The following is a 13955-nucleotide window of genomic DNA, read 5'->3' on the forward strand; positions in this document are numbered from 1 at the left end:
TTCAGCTCTTCATGCCCGTGATGGACTGGCTGACCGCGCGGGGATCGCGCATCGGCCAGCGCCCGCTATCGACCTGCACCAGGAAGTCCGAGACGATCCGGTTGAACTCGTCGGGCGCTTCCAGATTGATCGTGTGGCCGGCATTCGGCATCACGGCGAGGGCGGCGGACGGGATGTTCTGCTTCATCAGGATGCCGGGCGCCAGGCAGGGCCAATCCTCGTCGCCCGTGAGGACGAGGGTCGGGACGGTCAGCGCCTTCATCTGATCGACGAGCGTGTAGAGCGAGGGGCGCTCCTTCTGGACGCCGAGCTGCGTATTGGCGGAGCCGAGATCGGAGTGCTCGCCGAGCTGCGTCTTGAACTCCTCGAAGCCGCGCGGATCCTTGTTCTCGAATTGCACGCGCGTCGGCCCGTAGGCGTATTTCAGCGAGAAGGCGCCCATTCCCTCCTTCAGGATGCCGGCCGAAATCACGTCGGCCTCGCCCTTGAAGCGGGTCTGCTGATCGGGCTCCGCGCCGTAGCCGCAGCCTGCGACGCAGAGCGACAGGGCGCGATCGGGATGCCGGAAGCCGAAATGGAGGGTCGCGAAGCCGCCCATCGACAGGCCGACGACATGCGCCTTCTCGATGCCGAGATGGTCGAGCACGCTCGCGATATCGTCCGCCGCGCGCGCCTGGGAATAGGAGCTGGGATTGTCCGGCACATCGGACGGCGGATAGCCCCGCGCGCCGTAGGTGATCGCTCGGTAGCGGCGGCCAAAATGCCGAAGCTGAGGCTCCCAGCTCCGGTGATCCCCCGCGAACTCGTGCACGAAGATCAACGGCGTGCCGGAACCCGTTTCTTCGTAATGAAGCTTCACGCCATCGTCGGTGACTGCAAAGGGCATCAGTTCATAATCCTTCGTTGCCGATAAGGCGGGTCCGGGGCGCCCACGAGAGAGCGGCGACGAACCTAAAGGCATTCCTCGCGGCGTAAATCTCTGCGGCCCTCCGAGCTGCATCATTTTGCTCGTCGACCTGCTCTGTTTTCATCCATCGGCGCGGGTGGTTCGTCGAACCATGTTCCACATGGACGAGGCGCATGCGTCGCATGCAGGGCATGGGTCGCGATCTCATGTAAGACGCCATGAATCGCAGATGGGAAGGGCGTGGGCGGAGCGGGCTTCGGAGAGGACGGGACCGGATCGGCGCGCCTACGCTGGATCGGAATCGCGTGTCTGCTCGTCACCACGGTGGGATGGGGGCTCAACTGGCCCGCCATCAAGTTTCTCCTGCGCGAATGGCCTCCACTCTTCTCGCGCGGAGTCTCGGGCCTGGCTGCGGCCGCCATCCTCGCCGTGATCGCGAGCCGGGCGGGCGAGCGTCTCGCCGTTGCGCCTCAGCTCCTGCCGAAGCTGTCGTTCCTCGCCTTCACGAACGTGTTCGTGTGGATGGGGCTCGGCACGGTGATGATGCAATGGGTGACGGTGGCCGAGGGCGCGCTGCTCATCTACTCGATGCCCATCTGGTCCGTGCTGCTGGCTTGGCCGCTGCTCGGCACTCGGCCGACGATCCGGACGGCGGTCGCGCTCGGCCTCGGCATCGCGGGAACCTCGGTCCTATTGGGGGCACAAGGGTTCGATTTCGGCTCTGACAAGGCCTGGGGAGTCGCGGTCGGGATCTCGGCCGCCATCCTGTTCGCGCTCGGCGGCATCCTGAACCGAACGCCGCTTCCGATCCCGCCGCTGACGCTGGTCGCGTGGCAGCTCGGGCTCGGTTGCCTGCCGATGCTCCTCATCGGCCTCGTGTTGGAACACGACCGGATCGGCCCGCTCAGCATGCAGGGCTGGTTGCTGATGGCCTACATGACCCTTGTCCCGATGGCCCTCTGCTACACGACCTGGTTCGCTTCCCTGCGCTATCTCCCGCCCACCCATGCCGCCACGGGAACGCTGCTCGTGCCGGTCGTCGGGACGATCGGGGCGGCGCTGGCGCTTGGCGAGCCGCTCGGCCTGCGCGAGGCCTTGGCCTTGGCCCTCACGCTGAGCGGCGTCACGCTCGCCCTGCGACAGGCTTGAGCTTTCAGCCGATCCGCAGATCGGGCGTGTGCTGGCACAGCCGGCGATGTTCGAGCAGCGCATAGCGGTCGGTCATGCCGGCAATGTAGTCTCCGACGCGCCGTGCGATGCGCGCCTCGTCCGCGTCTTCGAGGCCTTGGCGCCAATCCGCGGGAAGCCGCGAGGGAGATGCCGTGAAGACCGCGAAGAGGTCGCGCACGACCCGGTCCGCATCGCGCCGCACGGCCATGACCTTCTCGTGCCGGTAGAGCTTAGGCAGGAGGTGGCGCTTCAGCGAGCGGTCGGCCTCGGCGAGCGGCTGGGAGAACACGACCACGGCCTCGCCGGCTGCCCTGATGTCGTCCGCCGATCCGGGCCGGAGCGCGCTGATCCGGCGGCCGGCTTCGGTCACGACGTCCTCGACGAAGCGCGTGATCACGCGCCGCGTCAGTTCGTGGACCGTGCGCGTCGCGTCGAGGTCGGGGTGAAGGCGCTCGATCTCGGCCAGGAGACCCGCCAGGAAGGGAACCGATCCGAGTTCCTCGAGCTGAAGGATGCCGGCGCGCAGCCCGTCGTCGAGATCGTGGGCGTTGTAGGCGATGTCGTCGGCGATCGCGGCGGCCTGCGCTTCGGCCGAGGCGTGGAGAGCAAGGCCGAGCGGCTGCAGCGCATCGTATTCGAGGATGGCGCCCGGCACCCCGCGGGCGCGATAGCGCTCCGTCGGCCGGCCGGCCTCGTCGAGAAGCGGGCCGTTGTGCTTGACGAGGCCTTCGAGCGTCTCCCAGGCGAGGTTCAGGCCGTCGAAGGCGGCGTAGCGGTGCTCGAGCCGCGTGACGATGCGCAGGGCCTGGGCGTTGTGATCGAACCCGCCAAAGGCGGCGAGGCACGTGTCGAGGGCATCTTCGCCCGTGTGGCCGAACGGCGGGTGGCCGAGGTCGTGCGACAGCGCGATCGCCTCGGCGAGATCTTCGTCGAGACCGAGCGAACGCGCGATGGCGCGGGCGATCTGGCTGACCTCCAGCGTGTGCGTCAGGCGCGTCCGGAAGTGGTCTCCCTCGTGGTAGACGAAGACCTGGGTCTTGTGGGTCAGGCGCCGGAAGGCCGCCGAATGGACGATGCGGTCACGATCGCGCTGGAAGTCGGTCCGGGTCGGGGAGGGGGCTTCGGCGTGGAGGCGTCCCCGTCCTGCCGCCGGATCGCAGGCATAGTCCGCGCGCCATCGTTCTCCTGCCATTCCGACCCCGGCGGGCACCGCGACGCCGTGGCGGGATCGCCAGGGTTGCGGGGCAACACCGGCGGGCTTACCTTTAGGGCGTGCGCAACGGCAAGCTTCCGACGGCATGACCTCCGTGACCAACGACATCATCATCACCGACCGTGCGGCCCGCCGGATCGGCGAGATCCTCGCAGACGAGCCTCAGGGGGCGAAGCTGCGCATCAGCGTCAATGGCGGCGGCTGTTCCGGCTTCCAGTACGGATTCGACATCGATTCGGGCCGCGCCGAGGATGACCTCCTGATCGAGAACGGCTCGGCCAGCGTGCTGATCGACGAAATCTCCCTGCAATATCTCAAGGGTTCTATCGTCGACTTCGTGGACGACCTCATCGGCCAGTCCTTCAAGATCGAGAATCCGCAGGCGACGGCGTCCTGCGGCTGCGGGACATCGTTCTCGCTCTGATCATCACGCGGCTGCGTCACGCAGCCATGCTTCTTCGGAGGGCTTCCTTGCTCGCTCGCGTTTCGGTCCGGCTGCGGCCCTTCGGGTTCGCCGCAGCCTTGTTCGTCGTGCCTGCCGCGGCGGTGCCGTGGCTGCTACCGACAGCCGCCCACGCGCAAGCGACGGAGGTCGTGCTTCAGAATGTCAGGCTCGGTTCCGGCCTGATGGTGTTCGAGGCGCCGCGGGTGATCGTCCGCGGAACCCGACTGTCGCAGGCGGATCTGACGCGCCTCCTCGACCCTGCATCGCCCGAGCCTCTGATCGATCGCGTGATGAAGCTCGAAGCCGACGAGATCCTCGTCCCCGAGCTGATCAACGTCGTCGAGTCGCCGCAGGTCAAGCAGCGCACCGTCTATCGGGACGTGTCGTTCAAGAGCATCGCGGGCGGGCGGGTCGCCTCCGTGACCTCGCCCAGCAGCACCTTCGAAGGGAGCCAGGCCGGCGAGGCGGTCAAGGGTTCGATGGGGCGCATGGCGCTGGCCGATCTCGACGTCGGCGGAACGGTCCGCGCCTTCACGGCCAAGGCCGCTCCGGGAGAGACGCTGCGTCGCCTGCACGGAGCGTTCTCGATCGACGACGTCGTCATCGACGATTCCAAGGGCATCAAGACCCGCGTCGGTCGCATGACCGGCTCCGGGCTCTCGGCCAAGCCGACCCGCGTCGGCTGGCTGGGGACGATGGAGATCTTCGCCGCTGCGGAGGCGAGCAAGGCAAAGCCGAAATCGGACGCGGCGCGAGCCGCGCTTGAGGCGACCGGGGACCTGTTCGAGAGCTTCTCGATGGGTGACGCCGAGGCGACCGACATCTCGATCGAGGCGCGCATTCCCGACGACGACATGGAATTCGAAGGCCGCATCCGGCGCTTCGCCTATGCGGCGCCGAAGGACGGGCGCGGCGGCGAGTTCTCGGCCGAGGGGCTCGATTTCGGCAACAAGGACGGGCGCGTCAAATACGATCGCATCGCCTTCGGCGGGCTCGACATGAGGCCGGCCATCGAGGCGTTCAAGGAAATCGGGACGCGGCCCGACCAGACGCCCAGCGTCGCGACCCTGCGCAACCTCATGACGATGATGTCCTCCGTCCGGCTCGAGGGGCTGGATGTGGACATCCCCGCGCAGGAGCCGTCGCCGAATCTGCGCGCCGAGAACGCCGAGCGCATCCGGGTCGGTCTCGGCCGGTTCGAGATCACGGCGGAGAAGCCGGTCAACGGCATTCCGACCGACATCAAGTTCGCGATCCGCGACCTCAGCTCGCCCATCCCGCCGAATCCGACGAATGACGGCATCGCGACCGTCGCGCAGCTCGGTTACGACCGCGTGGACGGCTCGTTCGGCCTGAGCCTCGCCTGGGACGAGGCGAAGCAGGAGATCGCGATCCGCGAACTCACCGTCGACGGCAAGGACATGGGCAGCGCCTCCATCCGGGCCATGCTCGGAAACGTCGTGCGGGACGTCTTCGATCCGGACACGGCTGTCGCCCAGGTCGCGCTGATGAGCGCCACGGCGAAGTCGGTCGAGATCGCGGTCGACAATCGCGGCCTCTTCGAGCGCTTCCTCGCCATGCAGGCCAAGCGGCAGAAGCGCTCGGTGGAGGACATCCGGCGGGAATACGGCACCACCGCCGCCATCGGCATCCCCGTCATTCTCGGCAGCAGCCCCGGCGCCAAGGCTCTCGCCCAGTCCATCTCGAAGTTCATCGCCAAGCCCGGAAAGCTGAGAATCACCGCCAAGGCGCGCGGAGATGCGGGCTTCGGCATCGCCGATTTCGCCTCCAATCCGTCGCCGGCAGGCGTTCTCGAGGCGATCGACATCACGGCGAGCGCGGAATGACGACGTCGAGCGGCGATGCGATGCGTTTCAGGGGACGGACTTGGCCGACGATTTGAGCTGGTCTACAGAGCGCTCGAGTGTTCCAGCGCGGTCCGGCCGATTGTACCCTGAAGCCCGTATTTCGGCCGTCCTGCTGTCACTGGCACGGAACGCGAGCGACCGCCTGACGGTCGCGGACATCGTCTCGGTTCTGCGGGACCGGGCCTTCGCGATCTTGGTCGTGCTTCTCGGCCTGCCGAATTGTCTGCCGATGCCGCCGGGCATCCCGCTGGTCTGCGGCCTTTTGCTCGCGCTGGTCGCTGCGCAGATCGCCGCGGGGCAGGCATCGCCTTGGCTGCCCCGGATCCTGCTGAAGCGGTCGATTCCGCAGGAGGCGGTGGAACGGGCGGTCGGCCGCGCGTTGCCCGTGCTCCAGAAGCTGGAGCGCTGGTCGAGGCCGCGCATCACCTTCCTCGAAAATCCGCTGGCCCTGCGCCTGATCGGCTTCCTGCTCTTCGCATTGGCGCTGGGACTTCTCGTCGCGGCCCCGATCGTGGGGCAGATCCCCCTGGGCATTGCCGTCTGCCTGATCGGGCTCGGTCTCGTCGAGCGCGACGGTCTCCTCGTGATGGTCGGCCTCGGGGTCGGCATGATCGGGCTCGCCGTGAATTTCGGCTTCGCCTATGCGATCTTCTCGGTCATCGGGGCGCTGTTTTTCGGCGGTCACGCAACCTTACAGATTGTTCATCCCTGGGTGATGGCCGGGTAATCCGGCAGGGCCCATATGTCTTGTCATCGGATCGGGACATGCCGGCCCGGTTCCGTCGCCCACCAAGCCCCCCAGGGCGGCAGGACCTCCGGCGCAACGTTCCGACAGAACGAGACGCGGGCTGCACTCGTCGCCCCCCGCCAGTCGGCGTTTCGTGACGGCAGGTCGGATCCCCATCCGGCCTGCCGTTCCGCTTTTGGGAGCATGCTGCGATGGCCCCTGGATTCGAAAGGCGCGGCGGCTTCTAATGTCCCTTATGCGAATCCTGGTCATCGAGGACGATCGTGAGGCACTCGCCTATCTGGTGAAGGCCTTTCGGGAATCGGGTCACGTCGCCGATCAGGCTGCCGACGGGCTGGACGGCTATGCGCTCGCCCGCGACGGCGATTACGACGTGCTGGTCGTCGACCGCATGCTGCCGAAGCTCGACGGCCTCTCCCTGGTCCGCTCGCTCCGCGAGCAGAAGGTCGAGACGCCGATCCTGATCCTGTCGGCGCTCTCCCAGGTCGACGATCGCGTGAAGGGGCTGCGCGCGGGAGGGGACGATTACCTGCCCAAGCCCTACGCGTTCTCGGAACTGCTGGCCCGCGTCGAGGTTCTCGCCCGCCGCGGCAACGGCAAGGCGTCCTCCGCGGAGGCGACCACCTACCGGGTGGGCGATCTCGAGGTCGACCGCCTGTCTCACCGCGTCACGCGCGGCGGGCAGGAGATCCCGATCCAGCCGCGGGAGTTCCGGCTGCTGGAGTACCTGATGCGCCATGCCGGGCAGGTGGTCACGCGTACCATGCTGCTCGAGAACGTCTGGGACTATCATTTCGACCCGCAGACCAACGTCATCGACGTCCATGTCTCGCGGCTCCGCTCGAAGATCGACAAGGGGTTCGACCGCCCTCTGATCCATACGGTCCGGGGCGCGGGATACATGATCCGTGACGGCGCCCGCTAGCGCCCCGGGGGGAGCGTCCGGCGAGAGGCCCGAAGGGCCGATCCCGGAGGCCGATTCCGGCGCGGCTCGCGGCGCAGGCGCCATCCCGCCGTCTGACGGAGGCTCGGCAAACGGCGCACTCTCCCCTCCTGCTTCCGAGGAGCGGCCGCCGATCGCGAGCCTGCTGCCGAAGCTGTTCCGGACGACCGCCTTCCGGCTGCTGCTGGTCTATCTGGCGGTGTTCGCCGTCTCCGTCTTCCTGATCCTGGCCTATATCGCCTGGAACACGACGCGCATCGTCAACAGCCAGATCGTGGAGACGATCGGAGCCGAGATCGGCGGCCTCGCGGAACAATATCGGTTGGGCGGCATCCGGCGCCTCGTCTCGATCGTCGAGCGGCGAAGCCGTCAGCCCGGCGCGTCGCTGTACCTCGTGACGACATTCCAGGGCGAGCGCATCGCGGGCAATATCGGCTCGCTCTCGCCGGGTGCGCTCGACACCGAGGGGCAGCGCGAGGTGCAATATGCGCGGGCCGAGGACGAGGCGCGCAACCACACCGCGATCGTCCGCGTCTTCCTGCTGCCGAGCGGGTTCCGGCTCGTGGTCGGGCGCGACGTGGAGGACCGTACGCGCATCAAGAAGACGCTCGGCCAGGCCCTCGGCGTCTCGCTCCTGCTCGTCATCGTGCTCGGCTGCGCGGGAGGCTGGTTCGTCAGCCGCCGCGTCCTTCGCCGCGTGGACGGCATGACGGGAACCACCGCGACGATCATGGCCGGCGATCTCGCCGGGCGCCTGAAGGTCGCGGGGACGGGCGACGAGTTCGACCGTCTCGCGCTGAACATCAACGCGATGCTCGATCGCATCGGCGAATTGATGGGCGGCATGACCGAGGTCTCCAACAACATCGCGCACGACCTGAAGACGCCCTTGACCCGCCTTCGCAACCGGGCGGACGAAGCCCTGCGCGGCGCCGGCGGCCCCGAGGAGTTGCGCGAGGCGCTCGAGGGCATCATCGAGGAGAGCGACAACCTCATCCGCATCTTCAACGCTCTCCTGATGATCGCGCGGATGGAGGCCGGGCATGCGAGCGAGGCGATGGCGGATTTCGACGCGGCGTTGATCACGGAGGATCTCGCCGAACTCTACGAGCCTCTGGCGGAGGAGGCCGGCCTTGCGATGACGACCGCCATCCAGCCCTCCCTGCCGGTCCATGGCAGCCGCGAGCTCGTCGGCCAGGCCGTCGCGAACCTTCTCGACAACGCCATCAAGTATGGCAGCGCGGCCGAGGGGGAGAAGGGCCCCGTGACGGTTCGGGCCGAGCGGGATGCGGAGCAGGTGCGGATCACGGTGGCCGATCGCGGCCCCGGCATCCCCGAGGCCGATCGCGAGCGCGTGCTCGGCCGCTTCGTCCGTCTCGAATCCGCGCGGACGCGGCCCGGCTTCGGCCTCGGTCTCAGTCTCGCGGCCGCCGTGGCTCGCCTTCACGGCGGCAGCCTCTCGCTCCGCGATCACGCGCCGGGCCTCGAGGCGGTCCTGACCCTTCCGCTGCGCGACGGGGCGGCCGCATGACGGCGAAGACGGGCGCCGGCGGCAAGGCGCAGGAGAAGGCGGCCTCGCTCGCCGAGCGGGCGGCCTGGGGCAAGGCTCGTGGGAAGAAGGCCTTCGCCGCCATCACGAAGGCGATCCGCGACGGCTCGCCCTTCCTGCGCGAGGCGATCGAGACAGACCGCGAGCGCTTCCAGACCTTCGCCGGCTCCGTTCCGGAGGAGGCGCTCGCCGCCTTGATCGAGGCGCAGGCGTCGCTTCACAGGCGCCATGCCGCGGGCGACATCGACCGGAACGAGGCCGCGGCGCTGCTGCGCCGGAACCGCACGGCGCATGCGCTCCTCGTCGCGCTCGCCGATCTCGGCTCGGTGTGGGACGTCGACACGGTGGTTCGGGCGCTGAGCGATTTCGCCGATGCCTCCGTGCGCAGCGCGGTCGGCATCGCTTCGCATGAGCTCGGCCAGGCCGGGCAGCTCGATCTCGGCGCGATCGGCCCGGACGGTCAGGGATGCGGCGTCACCTTCCTTGCCCTCGGCAAGCACGGGGCGGGCGAGCTGAACTATTCGAGCGATATCGATCTCGTCGTCTTCTACGATCCGAAGGCCCCCGCCGCGATCGATGAGAAGGGGCCGTCGCGGCTCTATAATCGGGTCGCCCAATCGGTGGTGAAGCTGCTCTCCGAGCGGACGGCGGATGGCTACGTGCACCGGGTCGATTATCGGCTCCGGCCCGATCCGGGCTCGACCACGGCGGCCGTCTCGCTCCCCGCGGCCTACACCTATTACGAGACCGTCGGTCAGAACTGGGAACGCGCCGCCATGATCAAGGCGCGTGCGGTGGCCGGCGACGTCGCGCTCGGCGAGAGCTTCATCGCGGAGATGAAGCCCTTCATCTGGCGCAAGTATTTCGATTTCCACGCCATCGCCGACATCCACGCGATGAAGCGGCAGATCCATGCGGTGCGCGGGCACGGCTCCATCGCGGTCGCGGGGCACGACATCAAGCTCGGCCGGGGCGGGATCCGCGAGATCGAGTTCTTCGTCCAGACCCAGCAGCTCGTCTTCGGCGGGCGCCGCCCGGCGCTGCGCGGACGGCGCACGCTCGACATGCTCGCCGAGCTTCATCGGGAGGGCTGGGTCACGGAGACGGCGCGGGACGAGTTGTCGGAGGCCTATCGCTTCCTGCGCCGCATCGAGCATCGGCTGCAGATGGTGGCTGACGAGCAGACCCAGCGCCTGCCGGCGGACGAGGCCGAACTCGTCCGCTTCGCCCGCTTCGCCGGCTATCCCGACCTCGAATCCTTCTCCGCCGACCTCACCGCCTACGCCAAGCGCGTCGAGCACCATTACGGGCTCCTCTTCGAGGACGCGCCGGAACTCGCCTCCGATCTCGGCGACCTCGTCTTCACGGGGACGGAGGACGATCCCGCGACCCTCCAGACGCTGGGGCGGCTCGGTTTCCGCGATCCGCCGAAGGTCGCCGAGACCGTGCGCGGCTGGCATTTCGGCCGCCGGGCGGCGATCACCTCGGCGCGGGCGCGGGAGGTCCTGACGGAACTCGTCCCGGCGTTGCTGAAGGCCCTCGGCGGGACGGCCGATCCGGATGGTGGCCTCGCCCGGCTCGACGCCGCCTTTGCGCGCATGCCGGCGGCGGTCGAACTCCTCGGCATCCTGCGCCAGCACGAGCGGCTGCGGCTTCTCTTCGCCGATCTCCTCGGAACGGCGCCGCGGCTCGCGGAAGAGGTCGCGGCGCGGCCCCATGTGCTCGATCCCCTGCTGGATCCCGGCTTTACCGCGCCGCCGCGCGACGAGGCCGCGATCGAGGCGGAGTTCCTCTCGCTGGTCGGCACGGCGGATGGGATGGAGGAGTTCCTCGACCGCATCCGCGACGCCGCCCATCAGCTCCAATTCACGACCGGGGCGCGGATGCTGTCCGGCATCCTCACGCCGCGCGAGGCCGGCTTCGCGCATGCCGCCATCGCACGCGCGGCGATCCGCGCGTCGCTCGAGCGCGTCTCGGGCGCGTTCGAGGCGGACCACGGCAGGGTGCCCGGAGGCCATCTCGCGGTGGTCGGGCTCGGCCGTCTGGGCGGAGCCGATCTCACGGCGACCTCCGATCTCGACCTGATCGTCCTGTACGATTTCGATGCCGAGAAGCGCACGAGCGACGGCGATCGCCCGCTCGACGCGGTCGTCTATCACCTGCGGCTGACGCAGCGCCTCGTCGCCGCGCTGACCGTGCCGACGCGGCGTGGCCGGCTGTTCGAGGTCGACCTGCGGCTACGGCCCTCGGGCAGCAAGGGGCCGATCGGCACCCAGTTCTCCGGGTTCGTCTCCTACCACGAGGCCGAGGCCGAGCTGTGGGAGCACATGGCGCTCACCCGCGCCCGGGTCCTCGCCGGCGATCCGTCCTTCGCGACGCGCGTCGATGAGGCGATCACGGCGATCGTGCGCCGCCGCCGCGATCCGGCCGAGGTCTTCAAGGCGGTCCGCGACATGCGCCGTCTCGTCGAGACCGAGAAGGGCGATGCCGGCGAACTCGATCTGAAGATGGCGCCCGGGGGCCTGCTGGACCTCGATTTCATCGCGCAGGCACTCGTCCTCGCCCATGCGAGCGACCACGGCTCGCTGGTCGGTCTGCCGACGAGCGAGGTCCTCACCGAGGCTGGACAGCTCGGACTTCTGCCGCGAAGCGACGCGGCCGACCTCGTCGAGGCCTATCGCGTCCTCGACGAGGTGAACCACTGGCAGCGCCTGACGGTCGGCGGAGCGTCCGAGGAGAGCGCGGGCATGCCGGCCTTGCGGAGCCGGCTGGCCGCTCTCGTCGGCGCCCCCGATCCGAAGGTTCTCGGCGCGCATCTGGCCGAGGTGAGGAAGCCGGTCCGGGCGATCTTCGAGCGCGTGCTCGGCCAGGGCCGGGCTACTCGGCGGCGATCAGCGAAAGGTTGAGCTGCGCGCTCGGCGCATCCCGGTCGTTGGCGGCCGGCTGCAGCTTGGGCAGGTGCACCATGGCGATGGTGCCGATCCCGGGCTCCGAGCGCAGCTTCAGCGTGCCGTCGTGCATGTCGACCAGGGCCTGGGCGATGGACAGACCGAGCCCCGCGCCGCCGCCGTTGCGGCAATATTCCGATTCGACCTGTTCGAAGGGACGGCCGAGGCGGGGCAGGATGTCCGACGGGATGCCGATCCCCCGATCCTCGACGAAGATGTTGATTCGCTCGCCGGCGGTCCGGAGGCGGATGCGGACGCAGGCATCGATCCCGGAGAACGTCACGGCGTTGCGGAGCAGCTGAACGAGGACCTCGCGCAGGCCCTGGGCGTCGGCCTGGATGAGGATCGGGCCGAGCGTGTCGATCTCGATCGTGATCCGGCGCGCGGCGGCGTCCTCGCGGATGGCTTCGATGGCGTCGCCGACCACGTCGTCGAGCAGCATCACCTCCGGCGAGAGCGCGAACTGGCCCTTCTCGATGCGGGTCATCTGGAGGATGCCGTCGATCACCTGGAGCAGCTTCAGCCCGCTCGCGTGGATGTCGTTCGTGTAGCTGACATAGCGCGTGTCGATGGGCCCGAGCAGTTGCTGGCGCATGACGTCGGAGAACCCGATGATCGCCGTGAGCGGCGTCCGCAATTCGTGGCTCATGCGGGAGAGGAACTGCGTCTTTGCGAGGTTCGCCTCGTAGTTCCGCTCGGCTGCGGCCGCGTAGCATTGCGCCGCCGTTTCCGCCCGCCGCACCGAGCCTTGGAGGTGCCGTTCCCGCTCTCGCAGCCGGGCTTCCTTGCGCTTGTGCTCGCTGACGTCGATCCCGACCGAGACGACGCCGCCGTCGCGGGTGCGCTGCTCGCTGACATGGACCCAGCGGCCGTCGGGAAGCTGACGCTCCACCGTGCGCCCGCCCGTGCTTCCGGACAGGTCGAGCGGGAGGAGATCGCCGGCCATCGCCGGCCGGCCGGCCGTCATGATCTGACGCGCCGGGGTGCCGGGCAGCGCCAGATGCGCCGGAATGCCGTGAAGCTTGAGGAACCGCGTGTTGCACAGGATGAGGCGTTCCTCCGCATCCCAGAGCACGAAGGCCTCCGAGATCGCCTCGACCGCGTCGCGCAGCCGGCGATCGTCCTTGGCGCGCCGCTCGGCGGCCTGCCGATCCGCGCTCACATCGGCGGCGAGCCCGACGATGTGGCGGGAGCCGTCGATCGGGTCGATCACGACCTCGCCCTTGATGCGAAGCCAGAGCCAGTCGCCTCCGGCGGTGCGCACCCGGAGCTCCCGGTCGAGCGCCGCGGCCGTGGAGAGCGCGTCGGCGAGCATCCGCATCCCGCCGTCTTCGGGATGCAGCAGGGCCGTGATCTCGCCGACCGACAGATGGTCGCCGCGCGGCTCGTAGCCGAGCAGCTCATACATCGAACTCGACCAGAACACGCGGTTGCGGGTGGTGTCCCAATCCCACAGGCCGCAGCGGCCATGCGCGAGGGAGGTGTCGAATTGCCGTGCGATGCGCCGCCGGTCGCGCTTGGCGTTCAGCGCGCGGCGGCGATAGCGCAGGCATCCGGCGGTGAGGCCGGCGAGCGCCGTCGCGCAGGCGAAGGCGAAGGCCTCGCTTGCATAGGGCGGATAGGAGCGCTCGGCGGAGACAGCGGAGCGCGGCTGGACGACCGCGACATATCCCGAGGTCAGGCTTCGGAATGCCGCGAGGACGGGCGTGCCGTCCCGAAGGGTGGTGCGGATGACCGAGCCGCTGGTGCCGGTGGGCTCGGTGTCCTCCGAGCCGAGCAGGTCGGCGAGACGGGTTGGGCTATCCGCCGAGACGGCCGTCGACGCGGTGATGAACCCGCTTCGGTCCGAGAGGTAGACGACCCGACGATCCGCGAAGGCGAGTGCCGGCAGCCGGCTGCGGATCGCAGCCAGGTGCTCGGTCGTCGGCTGCCCGCTACCGGCCGCCAGCTGGGCCTCGTAGGCGACCGCGATGGCGACGAAGTCCAGCCGATCGGCGGAGCGGACCGATGCGGCCTCTCCCATCCGTTGCGGCCAGTGCTGCAAGGCCATGGCTGTGATGATGCCGAGGGCCATCGCGATCGAAAGGCCGCAGGCCGTCCGGGAGCGCATGACCCGCGTAAGACGTGGGTACTTTGAAGACAATATTCCTAGGCGCGCGGCGGC

At 68.8% G+C, this 13955-nt stretch carries 10 protein-coding genes; 7 read left to right on the top strand and 3 right to left on the bottom strand.

Annotated features, from left to right (window positions below; all coding sequences use genetic code 11):
* Nucleotide 1 precedes the first annotated feature (1 nt).
* A complete protein-coding gene (locus EV668_RS04260; RefSeq protein WP_133768588.1) occupies nt 2-886 on the bottom strand; it encodes an alpha/beta fold hydrolase in 885 nt (294 codons plus the stop codon).
* Between the two features lie 261 nt (nt 887-1147).
* On the opposite strand from EV668_RS04260, the gene EV668_RS04265 reads away from it, so the two are divergent.
* Nucleotides 1148-2056: a DMT family transporter gene (locus EV668_RS04265; RefSeq protein ID WP_133768589.1), complete on the top strand. Its 909-nt coding sequence runs from the start codon at nt 1148-1150 to the stop codon at nt 2054-2056.
* A 4-nt stretch (nt 2057-2060) separates the two neighbouring features.
* On the opposite strand, the gene EV668_RS04270 is transcribed toward EV668_RS04265, so the two are convergent.
* On the bottom strand, nt 2061-3269 hold the full coding sequence (locus EV668_RS04270; RefSeq protein WP_133768590.1) for a deoxyguanosinetriphosphate triphosphohydrolase: 1209 nt from the start codon (nt 3267-3269) through the stop codon (nt 2061-2063).
* A gap of 115 nt (nt 3270-3384) precedes the next feature.
* On the opposite strand from EV668_RS04270, the gene erpA reads away from it, so the two are divergent.
* The 6 genes from erpA to EV668_RS04300 all read left to right on the top strand — a co-directional run bounded on the left by erpA (nt 3385) and on the right by EV668_RS04300 (nt 11749).
* Entirely contained in the window at nt 3385-3714 is a 330-nt protein-coding gene (gene erpA, locus EV668_RS04275; protein ID WP_133769969.1) for an iron-sulfur cluster insertion protein ErpA, read from the top strand.
* A 47-nt stretch (nt 3715-3761) separates the two neighbouring features.
* Nucleotides 3762-5582, top strand: coding sequence for a hypothetical protein (locus tag EV668_RS24660; RefSeq protein WP_166652331.1), 1821 nt, complete (start codon nt 3762-3764; stop codon nt 5580-5582).
* A gap of 100 nt (nt 5583-5682) precedes the next feature.
* The gene (locus EV668_RS04285; RefSeq protein WP_245512836.1) at nt 5683-6330 is read left to right on the top strand and encodes an exopolysaccharide biosynthesis protein; all 648 of its coding nucleotides are present in this window, start codon (nt 5683-5685) and stop codon (nt 6328-6330) included.
* Nucleotides 6331-6586: 256 nt separating this feature from the next.
* Entirely contained in the window at nt 6587-7276 is a 690-nt protein-coding gene (locus EV668_RS04290; protein ID WP_133769970.1) for a response regulator transcription factor, read from the top strand.
* 151 nt (nt 7277-7427) lie between these two features.
* Complete coding sequence (locus tag EV668_RS04295) at nt 7428-8825, top strand: sensor histidine kinase (protein ID WP_245513046.1); 1398 nt, start codon at nt 7428-7430, stop codon at nt 8823-8825.
* Complete coding sequence (locus tag EV668_RS04300; RefSeq protein ID WP_133768592.1) at nt 8822-11749, top strand: bifunctional [glutamine synthetase] adenylyltransferase/[glutamine synthetase]-adenylyl-L-tyrosine phosphorylase; 2928 nt, start codon at nt 8822-8824, stop codon at nt 11747-11749. Before EV668_RS04295 ends, EV668_RS04300 begins: the two co-directional genes overlap by 4 nt.
* Here the strand turns inward: EV668_RS04300 and EV668_RS04305 are convergent.
* Entirely contained in the window at nt 11721-13901 is a 2181-nt protein-coding gene (locus tag EV668_RS04305; protein ID WP_166652332.1) for a sensor histidine kinase, read from the bottom strand. The two genes, EV668_RS04300 and EV668_RS04305, sit on opposite strands and share 29 nt — an antisense overlap.
* Nucleotides 13902-13955: the final 54 nt, after the last annotated feature.

This window comes from Enterovirga rhinocerotis (genome assembly GCF_004363955.1).
GTDB lineage: Bacteria > Pseudomonadota > Alphaproteobacteria > Rhizobiales > Beijerinckiaceae > Enterovirga > Enterovirga rhinocerotis.

What these genes read in the sequence shown, in the direction of transcription:
- EV668_RS04270 (WP_133768590.1), bottom strand. Translation starts at nt 3,269, where the DNA reads ATGGCAGGAGAACGATGGCGCGCGGACTATGCCTGCGATCCGGCGGCA.
- EV668_RS04290 (WP_133769970.1), top strand. Translation starts at nt 6,587, where the DNA reads ATGCGAATCCTGGTCATCGAGGACGATCGTGAGGCACTCGCCTATCTG.
- EV668_RS04260 (WP_133768588.1), bottom strand. Translation starts at nt 886, where the DNA reads ATGCCCTTTGCAGTCACCGACGATGGCGTGAAGCTTCATTACGAAGAA.
- EV668_RS04300 (WP_133768592.1), top strand. Translation starts at nt 8,822, where the DNA reads ATGACGGCGAAGACGGGCGCCGGCGGCAAGGCGCAGGAGAAGGCGGCC.
- EV668_RS04305 (WP_166652332.1), bottom strand. Translation starts at nt 13,901, where the DNA reads ATGCGCTCCCGGACGGCCTGCGGCCTTTCGATCGCGATGGCCCTCGGC.